General features: G+C 73.1%; 11 protein-coding genes and 1 pseudogene. 4 read left to right on the plus strand and 8 right to left on the minus strand.

Annotated features, from left to right (window positions below; all coding sequences use genetic code 11):
- Both ACZ6MA_RS27220 and ACZ6MA_RS27225 read left to right on the plus strand, forming a co-directional pair.
- A pseudogene (locus ACZ6MA_RS27220) lies at positions 1–91 on the plus strand (transglycosylase SLT domain-containing protein); the annotation flags it as partial.
- A gap of 210 nt (positions 92–301) precedes the next feature.
- Positions 302–1,837 carry a glycosyltransferase family 39 protein gene (locus ACZ6MA_RS27225; RefSeq protein WP_469436720.1) on the plus strand — a complete coding sequence of 512 codons (1,536 nt, stop codon included), beginning with the start codon at positions 302–304 and terminating at the stop codon, positions 1,835–1,837.
- Positions 1,838–1,882: 45 nt separating this feature from the next.
- On the opposite strand, the gene ACZ6MA_RS27230 is transcribed toward ACZ6MA_RS27225, so the two are convergent.
- The 4 genes from ACZ6MA_RS27230 to ACZ6MA_RS27245 form a co-directional block, all read right to left on the minus strand.
- Positions 1,883–2,974 (minus strand): M4 family metallopeptidase, encoded by a 1,092-nt coding sequence (locus tag ACZ6MA_RS27230; RefSeq protein ID WP_469436723.1) that lies wholly within the window; start codon positions 2,972–2,974, stop codon positions 1,883–1,885.
- Positions 2,975–3,055: 81 nt separating this feature from the next.
- Positions 3,056–3,634, minus strand: coding sequence for an LppP/LprE family lipoprotein (locus ACZ6MA_RS27235; RefSeq protein WP_469436724.1), 579 nt, complete (start codon positions 3,632–3,634; stop codon positions 3,056–3,058).
- A 4-nt stretch (positions 3,635–3,638) separates the two neighbouring features.
- Entirely contained in the window at positions 3,639–7,877 is a 4,239-nt protein-coding gene (locus ACZ6MA_RS27240) for an nSTAND1 domain-containing NTPase (RefSeq protein ID WP_469436726.1), read from the minus strand.
- 24 nt (positions 7,878–7,901) lie between these two features.
- Positions 7,902–8,321, minus strand: a complete 420-nt coding sequence (locus tag ACZ6MA_RS27245; protein ID WP_469436727.1) for a CU044_2847 family protein — start codon at positions 8,319–8,321, stop codon at positions 7,902–7,904.
- Positions 8,322–8,580: 259 nt separating this feature from the next.
- Between ACZ6MA_RS27245 and ACZ6MA_RS27250 the strand changes: the two genes are divergently transcribed.
- Positions 8,581–9,057: a hypothetical protein gene (locus tag ACZ6MA_RS27250; protein WP_469436729.1), complete on the plus strand. Its 477-nt coding sequence runs from the start codon at positions 8,581–8,583 to the stop codon at positions 9,055–9,057.
- A gap of 122 nt (positions 9,058–9,179) precedes the next feature.
- Positions 9,180–11,405: a tetratricopeptide repeat protein gene (locus ACZ6MA_RS27255; protein WP_469436731.1), complete on the plus strand. Its 2,226-nt coding sequence runs from the start codon at positions 9,180–9,182 to the stop codon at positions 11,403–11,405.
- Positions 11,406–11,549: 144 nt separating this feature from the next.
- Here ACZ6MA_RS27255 and ACZ6MA_RS27260 read toward each other — a convergent pair whose 3' ends face one another.
- From ACZ6MA_RS27260 to ACZ6MA_RS27275, 4 genes are read right to left on the minus strand one after another with little or no spacing between them, the layout of a single operon-like run.
- Positions 11,550–12,221: a response regulator gene (locus tag ACZ6MA_RS27260; protein ID WP_469436732.1), complete on the minus strand. Its 672-nt coding sequence runs from the start codon at positions 12,219–12,221 to the stop codon at positions 11,550–11,552.
- Positions 12,218–13,549: a sensor histidine kinase gene (locus ACZ6MA_RS27265; protein WP_469436734.1), complete on the minus strand. Its 1,332-nt coding sequence runs from the start codon at positions 13,547–13,549 to the stop codon at positions 12,218–12,220. The genes ACZ6MA_RS27260 and ACZ6MA_RS27265 overlap by 4 nt, the downstream gene beginning before the upstream one ends.
- 1 nt (position 13,550) lies before the next feature.
- A complete protein-coding gene (locus tag ACZ6MA_RS27270) occupies positions 13,551–14,717 on the minus strand; it encodes an acyltransferase family protein (protein WP_469436735.1) in 1,167 nt (388 codons plus the stop codon).
- Positions 14,710–15,678, minus strand: a complete 969-nt coding sequence (locus ACZ6MA_RS27275) for an alpha/beta hydrolase (RefSeq protein WP_469436737.1) — start codon at positions 15,676–15,678, stop codon at positions 14,710–14,712. The genes ACZ6MA_RS27270 and ACZ6MA_RS27275 overlap by 8 nt, the downstream gene beginning before the upstream one ends.
- Between the last annotated feature and the right edge of the window lie 124 nt (positions 15,679–15,802).

The raw sequence follows: 15,802 nt of genomic DNA on the forward strand, positions 1-15,802 counted from the left end.
CCCCTACGACCCCGTCGCCAACATCACCGCCTCCTGCAACTACGCCGCCGACAAGTACGGCACCATGGACAACGTCAACTCCGCCTACTGATCGATCGTTTCAGACCGATCTCCGGAGTCGGCGGAGGCGGATGACGCCGACCGCCGGACGGCGGCCGTCCCACGGTCGCGCAGGGGCTGGGCCGCATGCCTTTACGCTGGTCCACAATGATCCGCATCTGATGCCGCTGGAACATCAGCGCAAGAGTGTCCGTTATACGGACGGCATCCAGCGCTACAGGACCGCGACGAAAGCACGACCATGACAGCCCCCTCATTCCAGCCGGTCCCGCCTGCCGTATCCGGCGCGTCCGTCGGTCGTGTCCTGCTCGGGCGCGTGGCCGGGCTGATGCCGCCGGTGGTAGGGCTCGTCCTCGGTGTGTGGGGGAACTGGAACCCCTCCGCGTGGACCGACGAAATCGTCACCGTCGACGTGTCGCGGCGGTCCTGGCCGCAGATGATGGAGCTGCTCGGGCGGGTCGACGCGGTCCACGGCTTGCACTACGTGCTGATGTGGCTGGTCGGGCAGATGAACGGGGGGCTCAACGAGTTCACCGCGCGGGTGCCCTCCGCGGTCGCGGTGGCCGTCGCGGCAGCCGGTCTCACCTGGCTGGGGCGGCTGCTCGGCGGTCCCCGTCTGGGGTGGGGCGCGGGGCTGCTGCTCGCCGTCTTGCCGACCGCCTCGCGCTACGCGCAGGAAGCCCGCTCGTTCGCCTTCGTCATGGCGGTGGCGGTGCTGGCCACGGGTGTCCTGGTGAAGGTCTTGTCCAGCCGTGCCCGGGCCCGGTGGCTGGTCGGCTATGCCGTGCTGATCGCCCTGCTGGGCTGGTTCAACCTGCTGGGGCTGTTGCTCGTGGCCGCCCACGCGGTCACCGTGGCCCTCCGGCGCCCCGGCCGCCGCGTCGTCGTACGTCTGCTGGCGGCCCTGGCCGCGGGCCTCGCCGCCGTGGTCCCGCTGCTGGTCCTCGCCTCCGCCCAGAGTTCCGCCGTGGGGGAGGCCGCGCCGGTCACCGCCGGAACCCCGTTCAACTACTTCACCTGGCTTCTCACCCCCGGCCAGACCACCCTGCCCGTCGTACTGAGAATCCTGCTCATCGTCACCGCCCTCGGCGCCCTGACCCTCCTGGTGATGCGCCGGCACCAGGCCCCGCCCCTGGCTCTGGCGGTCGGCGTGCCCTGGCTGGCCGTGCCCCCGCTGCTCCTCATGGCCGTCTCCCTCGGCGGCCACCCCCTCTTCGCCTACCGCTACCTGCTGTTCTGCCTGCCGGCCCTGGCTCTGTTGCTCGCGACGGCCGCCACCGTCGTCCCCGTGCGTCCGCGGCTGCTGATCGTGCTCCTCGCGGTTGTTCCCCTCACCGCGTCCCACCTGGCGATACGCCAGGAAGACAGCCGCCAGTGGGACACCCATGCCGTGATCAGGACCTTGCGCGTCCACGACGCCCCCGGCGATGCCGTCCTGTTCACCGGTGCCCGGTGCGGCCTGATCGCCACCGCCTTCAAGGAGGCGTTCACGGGCCGCTCGGACCTGGGCCGGGTCCAGACGGCCGCCACAGCCGGCGCCCTGGACAACCTGCCCGCCGATCCGGCTCTTCTGCGACAGCGTCTGACCCGCACGTCCCGCGTGTGGCACATCACCTGCAACCACCTCTCCGCCGGCGCCCGCCGGGCCGCCGAGCGCACCGCCACGGCCCAGAAGCAGGCCTTCGCCCGCGCCGGCTTCGCTCCCGTCTACCACCGAAGCGCGTCGGGTGTGGACATCACCCTCGAACAACGCACCACCACCAGCGGGCGTCCGTAGTCGCGACACCCGCCGACGGGCCGGGGCCGGGCCCGATCCGGCAGGTCAGGTGACGTTGACCGCGGCCCACGCGGCCTCCACCGCCCGGTACTGGGCGCTGTCCCGCCCGTAGGCATCGGCGGCGGCGGACAACGTCGCCGCGCGGGCGCCGTGGTAGTCGATGTTCGACGTCATACGTTCGGTGAGTGCCTTGAAGAGGATCTTCTCGGCGGCGGGCCGCCCTATGCCGGTGACCGGGCGGCCGTCGTAGGTCGGGCTGTCGTAGGAGACACCGTTGACCGTCTTCCGCCCGCTGCCCTCGGCGAGCAGATAGAAGAAGTGGTTCGCGGGGCCCGAGGCGTACTGCGGGTGGGTCCGGCTGATACCGGAGTACCAGTAGTCCTTGGAGGCGCCGTTCCTCGAGGGCCTGTCCAGGTAACGCAGGGCCGTTCCGTCGCCCGTGATGTCGAGGCGTTCGCCGATGAGGTAGTCGCCGGGGTCGGCACGGTTGCCGGCGTGGAATTCCGTGGCCACGGCGAAGATGTCGCTGATCGCCTCGCCCAGCCCGGCGGTCTCCCCGAAGTGGCCGAGATCGGCGGTCGCCGCGATCACACCGTGGGTCATCTCGTGCGCGCCCACGTCGATCCGCGTGAGGGGTCCGTACGGCGACGAGCCGTCACCGTAGGTCATGCAGGAGGAGGCGACGTCGTAGAAGGCGCTCACACGGTTGTCGCCGTAGTGGACCCGGCTGCAAGCCGCTCTGATGCCTTCGCGGCCGTGCGCGTCGAGGAAGTAGTCCCAGAACTCGGCATGGATGTAGTGGGCGGCGACGGCATCCGCCTGCCGGTCGTGAGGGCTGCCGCACCAGACGTTGTCGTCGTCGGTGACCAGGGTCCCGGTGCCCGTGGTGGCACCGTGCATGTCGAACGTTCTGTGATTGCCCCGCTTGGGGTCGTTGAGCTCGTACCGCTTGGTGGCGGGGTTGTACGTGGTGTCGATCTCGACACCGCCCAGGCCGGTGGCGCAGCCGACGCCGACGGCGGTGACACCGGCGGGCCGGGCGCCCGCGGGACCGGTTTGGACGCAGGAGGCGAAGACGACGGTCGCCGCGAACAGGCCGGCGGCGAGGGTGTGACGAGGAGAGCGGGACAAGGCCATGTCGGCTCCTGGTGACGTCGGATCAGGTGTGGTTGCGGCCGGCGGCCCGGATGACAGGGAAGCGCCCCTCGGTGCGCCCGTTCACCAACGGGGCTTCCTGTCCAACTGGTTCCACTTCGTGCCGGGCGGGAGGGTGAAGTCCGCCTTGAGTGACGAGCCTTCCCATCTCCAGCGGACGTCCTTCGGCTGCCCGGACGGGCAGCACTGGGGGTCGCCCGTCCGGAACTGGGGGAAGCGCACTGTCACGGTCGTACCGTCGGAGGACCTGACCGACACCAGTTCCGCGGTGAGGTCACCGACCTTCCTGGAGCCGTGGAAGAAGTAGAGGACCTGGCAGTCGGTCACGACATGGGGGCAGTTGCCGGCCACCGCCCGTAACGGGCCGGGCTGGTCGGCCGGGTCGTTGAACACGTCACTCACCCCCGCTTCGGCCACCAGCCGGCGGACCGTGCGGGCCTCGAAGTCGTCCCGCTCTCCGCTCGGCGAGGCGGCGGAGGGCGCACGGGAACCGGCGGGCACCGCTTCGGACGAAGACCCGGTCGGCCCGGTCGGGCGGTCGGAAGACGGGCGGGCGCGTACCTCGTCCGGGGATGTGGTGCACCCCGTGGCGGCGTACAGGGCGAGCAGCGTGAGAGCGGGGACCGCTCGGGTGACGTTCATCGCTTCACCTCCGGTCGGGGGCCGGGCACAGTGGGTCTTCGTCACTCCCTTTCGGGAATGACCGGCGTTCGGTCGCGGAAGGCTCGCGGCCCACCAGAGCGCACAGATGCCTGATCCATCGCTCGGGACCGAAGGGCACGGACCGTATCTGCCTTCCGGACGTGATCAGAAGGGTCTCGCCGGATCGTGTGACCGCCATCCGCAGGTTCGCCGCCGTCTGCCGCAACTCGGGCCCCACCAGATCGGCTTGGACCAGGTGGCCGTCGGGGCCGAGAGCACGCAGGCGCGCCCTGCGGTCGAAGGCCGCCAGGTACGCGCCGCTGAAGCCGATGAGCCGGTCGCTGTTGTCGGTGCCCGAGAGGAGCCCCGCCGTCCCGCCGTCGGCGAACCGGTGCACCGCGGTCTGACCGTGGGAGTCGATGAGGGCGAGACGGTCGCCGTCAGGGCTGACGACGGCGCCCTCCGCGGTCGTGCCGGACGCAGTGCTGAACGTCCTTGTCCGTTTCCGTCGGTCGAGGTCCCAGACACCGACGTCGGCGATGCCGTGCACGATCAGTGCGACCTGCCCGGTGCCGGGCCGGGCAACCAGCTCCGCCTCCGGCCGGGCCCCACCCGCACCCGCCCGCGAAGCCGGACCGGAGGCCGACACCGGCAGGGGATCACCGATGCTCTTGCCGCTGTCGACGTCCCACCGGGTGAGCACGCCGTCGCGCCACACCACCAGGCGGCCCGCCGAGTCCGCGCCGATGGCCCGGGGCCGGCCGCGCCCGTCGGCCGACCGGGACGGGGCGATCAGCCGCACTTCTCGCAGGGACGCGAGCGAGCGCAGTACGACGCCGTCGCCGCGGCTCTGCGCCAGGAACTTCCCCACGAAGGCGAGGCCTGCTTCGCGCGTCGCCGACGCGTCGGCGACCTGCCGACCGGTACCGAGGTCGTTCAGCCGAAGCCGGGACTCCTTGTCCACCAGCGCGGCGTAGCGGCCGTCGTCCCGTGTCACGAGGCTCGACGCCGCTCCGTCCATGCCCACCGGAACCAGCCGGTCGTCTTCGCCCAGTGCGACGAGTGTGTTGGCGGTGGTGGTCACCACCATGCCGCTCCGCGGTCCGCCGAGTGGCAGCGGCAGCCGGTCCCGCGCGGACATCAGCCCGTACTCGGCCACCTTCTCGTAGCTGTCGTCGCGTCCGTCCGCGAGGGCTTCGGAAGCGGGCCGTACGCTCAGGGAGGTCTCGGTCGCGAGGACAGCCGCGTGGGTGCGGTCACCGAGTTCGATCAGATGGGTCTGGTCCAGGCCGCAGGGGGCGAGTTCGGACACGTAGGCAGGGGTGCGGTGACGCCCGGAGACGAGATCGGTGAGCTGCCACGTGCCTACGTTGTCGGTGAATTCGCAGGCGAGAGCCTGTTCTCCCGACGAGGACATGACCCGGCCGTTCCACTCGTCGGACGGATGGAGGGCGGTGCTGCGGACGGGGCGGGCGGGGCGGACCGACCAGACGGTCACCTCATTGGCGCCGGCTCCGGTGGCGCGCGTGGCGGTGGCCCTCCCCTCGGTGAGGACGCGGTCTCCGGTACCCGGCCAGACGTGGGAGAAGCTCTCCTGCCCCGCGGCGTCGGGTCTGAGGAGCGCCGGAGCCCCGTTCGCCCGGGGCAGGTCCCACACGACGGCGCCCAGCCCTCCGGCCGCCATGCCCACGAGCCGTCGCCCCGACGCGTCGAACGCCAGGCTGACGACACTGCGGCCCGCCCCCTCCCGGACCGGGGGAACCGGGAGTGAGCCCACACGCCGACGCGTCCGCGCGTCCCACAGGGTGACCTCTTCGCCGGGTACCGCGGTGGCCACGTGACGCTCGTCCCTCGACACGGCCACGGCACGGGCGCGTCCGTCCACGAGCACCCGGGCGCGCTCCCCGCTCCCGGGGCGCCAGGCCAGGACGCGCCCCTCGCTGGTCCGCGCGGCGACGAGCCGCCCGCGTGAGCCCGTGGTGTAGGTCATCTCCTCCCCGCCCGGAGAGGGGAGGAGAGCCCGGTGGTGCCGGGTACGGAAGAACTGCTGCAGCAGACTCTCCCAGGCCTCGAAGGTCGCCTCCGTCCGGTAGGCGGCCACCGCGGCCAGCCCCGCGGCGTCGGGCGCGGTCGCGCTGTCCTTCGCCCGCGCGGCAAGTTGCCTGGACGCGCTGGTTCTCCGGGTATCCGCCGCCTGACGGCCCCGCACATCGACTACCACGACCGCGGTGACGAGCGCCAGAACCAGACAGACAGCCAGGGCGGCCCCGCCCGACCGCAACAGCGCATGGCGGCGCCTGGCCCCGCGACCGGCCAGAATGTAGGAGCGTTCCGGCTCGGTCAGGTCCGCCATCCGCTCGTCGAGCCACCGCAGAGCGGCTTGCAGGGACCGCCCGGTGAGCAGCCCGCCGCGTTCGTGACCGTTCCGCTCCCACAGGGCGATGTGGCCCCGCAGCTCCTCCTGCCACACCCGGAACGTCCTGTCCTCGGCGACCCAGCCGGCCAACCGCGGCCACGCGCCGATCAGCGCGTCATGGACGAGACTCGCGGTCCAGCGGCCTCGCGGATCCTTGTCCGCGACGAGGAGCCGGGCCGTCGAGAGACGGTCGACCACGGACTGTCGCCGTGGGGTGAGATCGTCCAGCGCCACCGCCCGCCCCGTGTGCCGCCCGGAGGCGTCCGGTCGCACCAACTGGGTGAACAACCACCGCGCGTCCTCCTGCCCGGCGGGCTCCAGGCCATCGCGCCAGACGCGTTCCGCGTAATGGGCGAGCGCCCCGGTGACGCCGCCGAAGTCCTCGTAGACCCGGTGCGTCATGAGGCCGGCGCTGCGCTGCTCCCACAGCAGGCTCAGCGTGAACTGCACCAGCGGCAAGGGCTCGACCGCCGGGCCGACCTCGTCGAGGATGCGGCCGACCAGCCCTGCCTCGAATCCGATGCCCCACCAGCGTTCGATCGGCCGCTCGATGACCCGTCGCAGGTCGTCGACGGAGAGCCGGTGCAGCAGCAGCGGGTGTTCGGTGACCATCCGGCTCAGGAGGGGGTGGCGCAGCGCCGCGTCGAAGAAGTCCGAGCGGAGGGCGACCACCAGCCGCAGGACCGCCGGCCGTGCCGAGGGCCCGCCGAAAGCCAGCGACAGGAGCTGTTCGAGGACACGGTCGTCCTCGTCGGTGGAGGCGATGACCAGCTCTTCGAACTGGTCGATGATCAGAACGAGTTCCCGGCCGTGTGTTTCCGCGGCGCCGACGACGAGGCCGGGCAGCCGTCCCCGGGCGATGTCCTCCTCGAGCGACCGCGCGAGTTCAGGGCCGGGCGGCGGACCGCCACGGGAGGGCGGAGCCGTCAGCCCCGCCAGGGAGCGGGCCAGCGCCGCGCCGAGAGTCGTGCCGGCCCGGGGCCGGAGCACCGCCCACGGCGTGTCCGAGCGCGCCAGCCGCGGCACCAGCCCGGCGTGCAGGAGCGAGGTCTTCCCACTGCCCGATCCCCCCACCACCGGAACCACGCGGTGGGACCTCGTCAACGCGTGCAGACGGTCGGCGTCCCGTTCCCGGCCGTGGAAGACGGCGGCGTCCTCCGGCCGGAACGCTTCGAGCCCGCGGTAGGGACTGGGCGGATCGACGGCGGACCGCAGGTCCGGCCAGGCAGCCAGGAGAGCCGAGGTGGGGAGGGCGTACCCGGTGCGGCGTTCGGCGCGTGTCTCCACGGCGACCACCATGCCGACGACCGCTTCGAGCCGAAGGTCCTGGACGGGGGCGCCGCTGAAGCCGCGCGCCACGGGGAATCCCGCCGTGCGGGTGTCCTCCAACTGGAGCCATCCGCCCGCCTGCCGGGCGAGCAGCCGACCGCGGCTCCACACGCCCATGGTCCTGCCCTCGGGCAGCCCGAAGGTCAGATAGGGGTGGTCCCACAACTCCGTCACGGGGCTGAGGCGCACGGCCCGTGCGGACGGGGGCAGGGGGCTCAGCACCCGCAGCCCCGCCACGTCGCCCGACTCGTCGTCGGCCACCGGATGCCAGGTCACGACTTCGGCGAGGACGGGCTCGCCCGGCGCCACCAGAGGGAAGACCAGGGTGAGACGGTGTCCGATCCAGGTGGCGGGGTGCGGATGGACCGCCGCTTCCAGCACATGGGCACAGGTGATCACTTCACGCGGACCGACGAGGAAGGCGAGGCCGGAGGACGAGCCCCCGGCGTCGACGACGGCGATGGCTCGTTCGATCGCGCTGCCCGCTTGCTCCCGCATCCGCGACGCCGGATTGCCGGGCCGTCAGTTCGCCGGCCGCCGGCCGTCGAAGCCCGGACCGTCCGCTCCGGTGGGCGGACGGGCGGGCGGTTCGGCGGATCGCCCGGCCTCCGGTTCGGCGGGCACCGGCTCCCGGCGCCAGGTCAGGGAGACCTGAAGGTGCCCGTCGGCGCCGGTCTTCGCGATGACCGCACCCGCTTCGGCGTTGAGCCGGACGCCGAACTGGATCTGTACCTCGTCCGGCCGCGCCTCCATGTTCCGGAAGCCATTGAGGGCGGCGTCGGCCGCTCTTCGTACGTGGTCGAGCGCGTCTTCGAACGACTCCGCGGTGGAGGTGATCAGATTCCCCACCCGCGAGGCTCTCGCGATTCCCGGCTCGTCCGCGTCGACCTCCACCATGATCGAGCCGTGGTCGGCCAAGTCGAAACGCAGTAGGTCGGACATGTCCCCCCCGTGGTGGAACACCGGGTATCAGCCTTCGCCCGTACCCAATGCGTCCTCTCGCTCTGCCTGCCGGCCACGATAAACCTGTCTCATGAACGGTGGAAGGCATAGGTCGCGGCCTTTCAACCGTCTCTCCGCCGCATCGCGGGGTGCGTGAGGCGCCCGCCCCGATACGCTCGATTCCCGGGGCCGCGTCGCCTTGCGAGGTCGGCGAGGGACAGCGGGGCAGGGGACGGTGCAAGGCAGCGGGGGAGGGGACGTGTTGGACCAGTCGTTGATCGCGTTGGCCTCGGCGGCCGGGGCGGCGGTGGCCTCGGCAGCGGGGACGGACGCCTGGGCGGCGTTCCGGGAGCGAGTGGCCGGTGTCTTCGGCCGCGGCGACGCATCGGCGAGCGGGCCGGTCGCCCGGCGCCTCGACCGGACGGCGGCCGAACTCGAAGGCGTCGACCCCCGGGAGGCCGAGCGCGTACGCGTCCTTCTCGGGGCGTCCTGGCGGACCCGGTTCGAGGACCTGCTGGAGAACCTGGGCGACGCGGAACGTGCCGAGGTCGCCGGCCGGCTGCGCGACTTGGTGGCGTCGGCCCGGCGGGCGACGAACGCCGTCTCGGCGGGAGACGGAGGGCTCGCCGTCGGTGGGAACATGGACATCCGGGCCGACCACGGATCGGCGGCCGCCGGGGTCATGGGGGACGTGACGCTGGGAAACCCTCCGCAGCCGGGCCCGGAACAGGGCTGACCGCACCCGGCGCGTACCCGGCCCCGAGCGTTCCCGGAGCCACCTCGGTCACGGCCCGGGACCACAGCGTCGCGGCTCTGACCATCGGTCGGCTCGATTACCACGCCCCGCCACGGCCGCCGGTGCCCTGGCCACGATCGGTCGGGATCATCCCCCGGCAGGCGGACTGCTTCCAGCGCCGCGCCGCCGCCGACGCCCTGAGCGGCACGGCCGCCACGGGCGGCAGCGAGGTGCTGTGCCACGTCCTCTCCGGGACCGGCGGGGCCGGCAAGACCCAGCTCGCCGCCCACCACGCCCGTACCACCTGGGAGGCCGGGGGCACGGACCTGCTGCTGTGGGTCACCGCGACCGACAGGGCGGCGGTCCTGAGCGCCTACGCCGAGGCCGCCGCCGTGGTGACCGGCACCGACGACGCCCGGCACCTCGGCACCGACGACCCCGAGCGTGCCGCCGCCCGGTTCCTGAACTGGGCGCAGTCCACCGAACGCCGATGGCTGATCGTGCTGGACGACGTGGCCGACCCCGCGGACCTGAGCGGACTCGGCGGCCGGCTCGCGCTGTGGCCCCCCACGCACCCGCGGGGCCGGACCGTGGTCACCACCCGCCGCCGCGACGCCGCCCTGCCCGGTCACCGCGTCGACGTCGGCCTGTTCACCCCCGCCGAGTCCGTCGCCTACCTCACCGCGAAGCTCGCCGCCCAGGACCGCCGGGACCGCCCCGAAGACATCGCGGCGCTCGCCCGCGACCTCGGCCTGCTGCCGCTCGCCCTGGCCCAGGCGGCCACCTACCTGGTCGACCTCCACCTGAGCTGTGCCGAGTACCGCGCCCGGCTGGCCGACCGGGCCCGGACCCTGCCGGACCTGGTACCGGAGGGCAGCGGTCTGCCCGACGCCCACCGCGCCACCGTGGCCGCCACCTGGTCCCTGTCCGTCGAGCACGCCGACCGGCTCCGCCCGCGCGGTCTGGCACGGCCCATGCTGCAGCTGATCGCTCTGCTCGACCCCAACGGCATCCCCGCCACCGTCCTGACCTCGCCTCCGGCCCTGGCCCACCTCTCCGCGCGACGCACCCCCCGCCAGGACGGACACCGGCCGGCGCGCCCCATCGGCACCGAGGACGCGACGGATGCCCTGCGGTGCCTGCACCGGCTCAGCCTGGCCGACCACACCCCCGCCACACCCCACCAGGCGGTGCGCGTCCACGCCCTCGTCCAACGCGCCACCCGGGAGACCCTGCCGGAGGCCGCGCGCGACGCGCTGGCCCGCACCTGTGCCGACGCCCTGTTCACCGCCTGGCCCGACACCGAACGCGACACCGCCCTCGCCCGGGCCCTGCGCGCCAACACCGCCGCCCTCACCGTCCACGCCCCCGACGCCCTGTGGGAGCCCCGAGCGCACCCGGTGCTCTTCCGCACCGGGGACAGCCTCGGTCACGCCGGCCTCGTCACCTCTGCCGTCACCCACTTCCAGGACCTTTACGCCACCGCCTGCCGGCGCCGGGATCCGGACCACGCCGACGCCCTCCGGGCCCGGCGCCGCCTGGCCTGGTGGCGGGGCATGGCCGGGGACGCGGCGGGCGCGGCCCTGGCATACCGGGAGCTGTCGGCCGACGAACTGCGGCTGCTGGGCGCCGACCACGCCGACACCTTGGACACCCGGCACGCTCTGGCCTGGTGGCAGGGCATGTCAGGCGACGCCGCAGGTGCCGCCACCGGCTTCGAGGAACTCCTGGCCGACTACCTACGGCTGTGGGGCCCCGACCACCTCCACTGCCTGGTCACGCGCGGCAATCTGATCCACTGGCGGGGAGAGGCGGGCGATGCCGTCGGGGCCGCCACGGCCTTCGAGGAACTGTTGACGGACCATCTGCGGGTGGTGGGGCCCGACCACCCCGACACCCTGAACGTGCGACATGGCCGGGCGTGGTGGCGGGGGGTCGCCGGAGACGCCGCCGGTGCCGCCACGGCCTTCGAGCACCTGCTGGCCGACTACCTCCGTGTCCTGGGCCCCGACCACCCCACCGTCCTGACCGCCCGCTCGGACCTCGCCCACTGGCGGGCCGAAGCGGGCGACGCCGCCCACGCCGCCGCCGCGTACCGGGAACTGCTCATCGACAGCCTTCGGGTGCTGGGACCCGATCACCCCAACACCCTCCACGCCCGCCGTGGTCTGGCCCGGTGCCAGGGGACGGCCGGTGATGCCGTCGGCGCGACCGTCGCCCTCGAGGAGCTGATGGCCGACTACCTGAGGGTGCTGGGCCCCGAACACGCCGAAACCGCCAACGCCCGTGCCGAGCTGGCCCGATGGCGGGCGGTGGCCGAGGACACGAACGGTGATGGCATCGGATGACGGCCGCTTCCCGGGGGTGGAGCCGAGCGCCGAAACGGCGGCGCCGGTCCCGGTACCGCTTCTGCCGTCCCAGACAATCGTCGCGGGGCCCGCGTCGAGAGGGCGGATCGCCCCGCCCCCGATCGGTCGGCCGCGTCGCGGCGCTCAGTACCCGGCCGGACGCACCAGCCCCGTCTCGTAGGCGAAGACGGCCGCCTGGGTGCGGTCGCGCAGCCCCAGCTTGAGCAGGATCCGGCTGACATGCGTCTTGACGGTCTGTTCCGCCACCACCAGCCGCTTGGCGATCTCCGCGTTCGACAGGCCCTGCGCGATCAGGGACAGCACCTCCGTCTCCCGTTCCGTCAGATCGCCGACACGCTCCTTGAGCGGGGCGCGGGGAGCGCCGCTCACCCGGGAGAACTCGGCGATGAGACGCTTGGTGATGTTCGGGGCGAGCAGGGCGTCGCCGTTCGCCACCACCCTTACCGCCTGGGCGAGTTCGGCCGCCGAGGCGTCCTTGAGGAGGAACCCGGACGCGCCCGCGCGCAGCGCCTCGTACACGTATTCGTCGAGGTCGAAGGTGGTCAGGACGAGGACCTTCACGGTGGCGCCGGCCGGTTCGGTGATGCGGCGGGTGGCCTCGATGCCGCCCAGTTCCGGCATCCGTATGTCCATCAGAACGACGTCGGGGTTCAGCTCGGCGACCTTGGCGACCGCGTCGAGGCCGTCCACGGCCTGTCCGACGACCTCGATGCCGGGCTCGGCGTCGAGCAGCACCGTGAAGCCCTGGCGGACCATCATCTGGTCGTCGGCGATCAGCACGCGGATGGTCGTCATGCGGTGTCCTCGGCGGGTTCGACGGGTTCGGCGAGTGCGGTCGGGGGCTGGGCGGGCAGGATCGCGGTCACTTCCCACCCACCGTCCGGAGTGGGCCCGGTGGCCAGTTCGCCACCCAGCATGGCGGCGCGCTCGCGCATGCCGAGCAGCCCGTGGCCCGCGCCCGGGGAGGCGGGGACGGGCCGGTGCGGTGCGGTGTTGGTGATCCGCACGGTGACGTTGTCCGAGCGGTAACCGACCTCCACCCGGACGTCCGCCCCGGGGGCGTGCCGCATCGTGTTGCTGAGCGCCTCCTGCACGATACGGAATGCCGACAGCTCGACGACCGGCGACAGGGGGCGCGGCTCTCCGCTGATGACGGGCATGACCGCGACCCCGGCACCGCGTACGTTGCCGAACAGGTCGTCGAGCCGGTCGAGGGTGGGCTGCGGAGCATGCCGCGCGCTCTCCGAGAGCGGATCCTCGGAGCGCAGCACGCCGAGGACCTGTCGCAGTTCGTTCAGGGCCTCGACGGCGTTCTCGCGAATGCCCGCGAGGTTCTCCTTCAGTTCCTCGGACGGGTTCTCGACCAGGTGCGGGGCGACCTGCGCCTGGATGGAGATGACCGACATGTGGTGGGCGACGACGTCGTGCAGCTCGCGGGCGATCCGGTTGCGTTCTTCCAGGAGGGTGCGCCGGGCCCGCTCCTCCGCGGTGAGTTCCTCCTGCTCGACCAGTCGCGTACGGGCCACCGCACGGCCGCGCAGCGCGGCGCCGATCGCCGTCGCGGCGACGAAGACCGGGACGGCCACATCGGCGCTCTGGTAGTAGCTCGGCCACGGGGGGCTCATGAGGCAGGCCAGCCCCGACAGCGCACTGATCACCAGCACCGTGACCGAAGCCCGGACGCGGACCCGCAACGCCACCAGGAACAGCACCGCGGCCTGCACGCCGATCCCGCCGCCGGTCCACGGGAACGGCACGGGGAACGCGGTGTCGGACAGGGACTGCGCGGCCACGAACGCGGCGAGCGTCGTGGCCCACCAGGCCGGGACCGGCCGGTACATCGCGACGACGAGGGCCACCGACTGGACGCCGGCGAGCAGCAGACCGGGCCCGATACCCAACCGGTAGTCGAAGGCGTAGCCGTTGGTGTTGAGGATCATCAGCATCCCCGCCGACAGCACCAAGGGCACCGCGAGCGCGGGCCGCCAGTCCAGCCAGCTCGTCCGCCGCGGAGGGGGCGGCGGGTCGGGGACCGCCGTCCACAGGTCCTCGCGCAGCGCGCGCGCCGCCGCCCGGACGCCCTTCGGCCACTTCACCATGTTCTCCCCCTGTGCAAGATCCACTCTATGCACCGCGCACCACCGTCTCCCGCGCGGGGCGGCCTTCGCGCACGACCCGGCTGTCTTGCCGGGGCCGCCCTCGCTCGTAGGTGTGGAACGCCGCCCAGCACACCAGCAGCGCTCCGGCGAACACCGGCAGCCAGGCGAGCCGGGCGAACACCCAGCCGGCCCCGTCGGGGACGGTGTGCAGGCCGGGCAGGGCGTCGCCGGTGAGCAGGCCGAGGGCGGTGACCGCGATCATCGCCGTCTGGTGCCACAGGAAGACCGTCATCGCGGAGAGGTTCGTCAGCGCAACCGCCGCCCATGCCGCAGGCCGCCGCAGCACCCGGCGCAGCGGGCCGAGCAGCAGCAGGGCCGCCCCGCTCTGGGCGAGCCCGAAGGTGACAGCGGCGAGGGTGGGCGGGTTGAGGTTGGATATCCGGGCGCCGGGCACGCCGACCATCGATGCCGGGTAACCGGCGAACAGGACGAGACCGCAGGTGGCGGCCGCACCACCGACGAGCAGCCACCGACCGGTCGCGGACCGTCGCGGCAGCCCGTGCCGTGCCCAGCGCGCCCCCAGGCAGTACGGGACCATCCAGCCCGCCGCCACGTTGACCCAGCCGATCGGTGCGGGCCCGTCGAAGCCGAACCGGAACACATCGACCGACGCCACGGCGGCCAGTGGCCACAGGGGGTGAAGCCGGGCGATCACGGGGGTCGCCGCCGTCAGTGCCGCGAGGACCAGCAGGAACCACAGGGGCGACACGACCAGTTTGCACAGGGCACGCACGGTCCCGAAGCCGGCCCCCGACGCCAGCACGGCACCCGCCACCACCGCCCATACCGTCAGCACGGCGACGACCGGCCTGAACAGCCGGCCCATTCGCGCACCGAGCCACTGCCGGTATGTGGCGCCCCGGGCACGGGCACCGGCCCGGCTCCCGGCCGCCACGTACCCGCCCACCAGGAAGAAGACGGCGAGGGTCTGGAACACCCAGGAGACGGGGGTGAGTCGGGGCAGATAGTGCAGGGGGCTGATGCCGCGTACCGTGCCGCTGTCGGCGACCAGGGCGGTCACCAGCCAATGACCGAGCACCACCCCGAGGACGGCCAGGGCGCGCAGCGCGTCGATGCCACGGTCACGCTCGGGCGGGGTGGCGGCATCGATCCGGCGGACGAGATCACGCATGACGGCCCTCCGCCGAACGCGCCTGTCCGGAGACGATCCGGGCGATGTTCCGCAGGGACACGGAACCGGGCTTCAGATAGTCGCTGTGACCGCCGGCGCCCGCGTCGAAGAGACGCGCGCCGAATTCCCTCGCCACCGGGTCGGTTCCGAAGCCGACGGTGGCCGACGGCAACCGGAGCCGCAGATGCGGCACGGCGGCGATCCAGTCGTCGGCACCCCGGCCCGCCCAGACGGTGGCCCGGCTGCGCAGCCGGCGGACGGTGTCCGTGCCCGTGCCGGGGCTGCCGTACAGGACGATGTCGTCGACCGGCAGGCCCCGGGCACCGCGGGCGCAGACGACCGAGCCGTAGGAATGGCAGAGCAGGGAGGTCCGGGCCGTGGGCCTGGCCGCACGCACCTCACGGACGAAGCGCCGAAGGGCGGGGGCCGCCTCGTCGGCCCGCCCCGGCGTCAGTGCCTCGGGGCTCACCGTGCCCGGCGTCCGGTAACCGAGCCAGGCGATGACGGCGGACCTGCCGCCCAGTTGCTCCCGCAGCGCGACGGCGCCGGCCCGGAAGCGTCCGTACGTGTCGAGGCTGGTGTCCGAGCCCGGTACCAGCACGGCTATCCGATCGGCCCGGGCCAGGTCCCCGACGACCTCGGTGGTGCGGCCGCCGTCGCGGCCGTCGAAGGAGAGGAAGTGACGCCCCGGGTCGGCCATGGCGCGCAGCACCTCGGCCCGTTCGCGGTCACCGTGGTCCGCGGCCATCCGCTCGGCCGCCCGGATGCCGTCGCGGGTGAGGGCGTACCGCTCGTCGAGGAGGGCGGGTGTCGCGGCCGTCATCGGGGCGAGGGGGGCCGGGACGGGCGCGGGGACGGCCGTGGGGCGGGCCGCCCCCGCCACCGGCACCGCCACCGAAGCGGCCACGAGCACAGCGAGCAGGGTGCGGCGCGCGCGGCTGCCGCGCGGGCGGAACGCCATGGGGTTGTCCTTCCGTACCGGATGTCTTCGTCTTCGCGGTACCGAAGTTATGGAGCGGGCCGAGTGGTCGGCGTCCCACCGAAGAGTGCCTTTCCTCCGTAGCTCCGAAGTACTACGGGTAGGG

It is taken from the genome of Streptomyces sp. NPDC042259 (assembly GCF_055582085.1).